Source organism: Pseudomonas sp. (assembly GCF_050739995.1).
Taxonomy (GTDB): Bacteria; Pseudomonadota; Gammaproteobacteria; order Pseudomonadales; family Pseudomonadaceae; genus Aquipseudomonas.
The window spans coordinates 1-3,221 of sequence record NZ_JBOICG010000574.1; the positions used below are offsets into that span (position 1 = coordinate 1).

Annotated in this window: 3 protein-coding genes; all 3 read left to right on the forward strand. The window is 60.6% G+C overall.

Going from position 1 to position 3,221, the window contains the following annotated elements; translation table 11 throughout:
• A partial coding sequence (locus tag ACRESD_RS19185; RefSeq protein WP_431752345.1) for an ABC transporter substrate-binding protein occupies positions 1-846 on the forward strand: 846 nt, incomplete at its 5' end.
• Positions 843-2,744, forward strand: coding sequence for an ATP-binding protein (locus tag ACRESD_RS19190; RefSeq protein ID WP_431752346.1), 1,902 nt, complete (start codon positions 843-845; stop codon positions 2,742-2,744). The genes ACRESD_RS19185 and ACRESD_RS19190, both read left to right, overlap by 4 nt.
• A gap of 248 nt (positions 2,745-2,992) precedes the next feature.
• Positions 2,993-3,221: bifunctional 3-hydroxydecanoyl-ACP dehydratase/trans-2-decenoyl-ACP isomerase (gene fabA / locus ACRESD_RS19195; protein WP_431752347.1), on the forward strand; the 229-nt coding region annotated here is incomplete at its 3' end.

Genomic DNA, 3,221 nt, shown 5'->3' on the forward strand with positions numbered 1-3,221 from the left:
ACCCCAGCCTGGAGCGCCGAAATCCTGCTGACCGCCGCCGAAGACAGTGCCGGCGTACAAGCCTTCGCCCAGGCCCTGGCCCGGCAACGCCCCGAAGACCTCGTGACCTTCACCCCGCTCAAAGAGATACCGGCACCGAGCCAGTTACCCGCCAGCACCCGCTTGGTCCTGCTCGACCTGCCCAGCCTCGACTGGCGCCTCAAGGACCCCCAAGGCCCTTCGACCCTGGTGCTGCGTATCAGCCGCCTGCAAGCCCGACAGCGCCTGGGAACCTCTCATCCAGCCAAAATCAGCCTGCTCTGGAGCGATCCGCCGCTGGAGCGCCAGTTGAACCTGATCGCCAATATCTTGCCCCAGGCGCGACGCATCGGTGTGCTCTACGGCATCGACAGCGAATTCCTGCTTCGCGAATTAGCCCAGTACGCAGAACCTATGGGCCTGGAAATCGTGCCGCAACTCTGGGACAACATTAACGACAGCCGACCGCTGCAAAACCTGTTCAAGAACAGCGACGTGCTGCTGGGCCTCGACGATCCGCAGCTGTACAACCCGAAGACCGTGAAGAACCTGTTGCTCAGCAGCTACGCCCAGCAACTGCCGCTGGTGGGGCCCAACGCCGGCTTCGTCAAGGCCGGCAGCCTGGCCAGTACCTACAGTGACCAGACCGACTGGCTCGATGTGCTCGACCGTCTGCTGGACCACCCACCGGCCAACTGGCCGCGCTCGTTGTATCCGGAACACTTCAAAGTCGTGGGCAACCCGCAAGTCGCGCGCTCACTGGGCATCGAACAGGTTGACGAAGCCGCCGTCGCCGCCCGATTGGCCGAAGGAGAAAAACGCCCATGACCTTGCGCCGTCGCTGGGACATCAACACCCGCACCCAACTCATCACCCTGGGCCCGGCACTGTTGCTGACGTTGCTGTTGATCAGCTTCTTTACCTTCGTGCGCATCCAGGACTTGCGCCAGGAACTGGACCATACCGGCCAATTGATCGCCAACCAGCTCGCCCCGGCGACCGAGTACGGAGTGATCTCCGGCAACAACGACGTGCTCGACAGTCTGCTGCGCGCCACCTTGGCGACGCCTCACGTGCGATTCCTGGAGATTCAGGACAGCTCCGAGAACATCCTGGTGTACGTTGAGCAGCCAACAGAGAAGCACGACCGCTCGCTGTCGGTAAAAGTCTTCCAGGCGCCGATCCGCCTGCAGCATATCCAGTTGGGCACGGACTTTTTCCAGGACAACCTCAATGAACCCAAGGCACCACGGGCGGATTACCTGGGCCGGGTGATCGTCGGTATGTCCAACGATGCCTTCAGCCAACGTCAGCAGGAAATCCTGTTCAAGGCCGGCATCCTTGCTCTTTTCGCCCTGCTGTTTACCTTCCTGCTCGCACGGCGCTTGGCCGCCAGCCTGTCGCAGCCGATCAGCGCCATGGGTACTGCGGTAAAAGCCATCCAGCAAGGTGACTACAAGACGCCGCTACCGATTGTCGATGACTCAGAGCTGGGCGACTTGTCACGCCATATCAACAACCTGGCCGAGGGCCTCAACCAGGCCAGCCGGGAACAACAGCAGGCCATGGCGCAATTGATCCAGACCCGCGAAGAGGCCGAGCGAGCGAACAACGCCAAGTCTGACTTCCTGGCGATGATGAGCCACGAATTGCGCACCCCGATGAACGGTGTGCTGGGCATGCTGCAACTGCTGGAAACGACCGAAATGACCGAGGAGCAGACCGAATACGCGGCGCTGGCCTCCGAGTCCACCGAGCATCTGCTCAAAGTGATCAACGACATCCTCGACTTCTCGCGCATTGAACGCGCCGCTCTTGAACTGGAGCATATCTCCTTCAACCTAGCGGACCTGATCAGCAACTGCGCCCAAGCCTTTCAGCACAGCGCCCAGCAGCGCGGACTCGCCTTGGAGCTGCCAATCCCTCTGGGCATGGACTCGCTGCAGGTACAGGGCGACCCGACGCGCATCCGACAGATTCTGGTGAACCTGATCGGCAACGCGTTGAAGTTCACCGAGCACGGCACCGTTACCGTCGAGCCCCATTGGCAAACCCTTGACCATGAACTGGTGTGGTTCACCTGTACGGTGCGCGACAGCGGCATCGGAATTTCCGCCGAGCGCCTGGAACTGATGTTCGACGCGTTCCAACAAGCCGACAGTTCCATTTCAAGACGTTACGGCGGCACCGGCCTTGGTCTGCCCATCGCCCGCACCCTGGCCGAACGCATGGGCGGCACCTTGCGTGCCAAGAGCGAAGAGGGTCGCGGCTCGGTGTTTACTCTGGAAATTCCGCTGGCCATCGATCAGAAAAGTCTGCCGGCGATCACCCCGGCGATCAGCGGAAAAGCGAGTGCCGGGGATGGACGGCACGTGTTGCTAGTGGAGGACAACCCGGTCAACCGCACCGTGGTTGAAGCCATGTTGCGTAGCCTGGGTTTTGAAGTCAGCCTGGCCACCGACGGCGCCGAGGCGATCCGCAGTGCCGAGAGCCTGATTTTCACCGTGATCCTGATGGACTGCCGCCTGCCACTGATCGACGGCTACGAAGCGACTCGGCAAATCCGCCAACTGCCCGGCTGCGCCGACCTGCCGATCATCGCCCTGACGGCCAATGCCTTGCAGGGCGACCGGGAAGCCTGCCTGGCAGCCGGAATGAACGATTACCTGGCTAAGCCATTCAAACGCACGGATTTGCAGCAAATCCTACAGCGATGGGTGCATTAGTGCTGCGCCACCAGCCAACTGCGACTGGCGTGAAACACGAAAGTGCGGCAGTCTTAGGCACCCAAACGGGCCGATAAACAGGCTCGGTTTAAAATTTCAGTGAACAAGTGTACATTGAGTGCCTTGACGCTGTGACTTTCACTACAACGCAATAGTCTATGTGTAGGCTGCCGATATGAGGCATGAACGCTTCAGTCGGCCGGGAAGATTTACCCTGCCCTGCCGCATGGGATTATTGAGGAGCTCGCATGACCAAACAAAACGCCTTTACCCGGGAAGACCTGCTGCGCTGCAGTCGCGGTGAGCTGTTCGGCCCAGGTAACGCGCAACTGCCCGCCCCGAACATGCTGATGGTGGATCGCATCACCCATATCAGCGAAGAGGGTGGCAAGTACGGCAAAGGTGAATTGGTCGCCGAGCTGGATATCACCCCGGACCTGTGGTTCTTCGCCTGCCACTTCGAAGGTGATCCGGTAA

Excerpts from the sequence above, each read along its gene's own strand:
- ACRESD_RS19190 (WP_431752346.1), top strand. The coding sequence starts at position 843 with ATGACCTTGCGCCGTCGCTGGGACATCAACACCCGCACCCAACTCATC.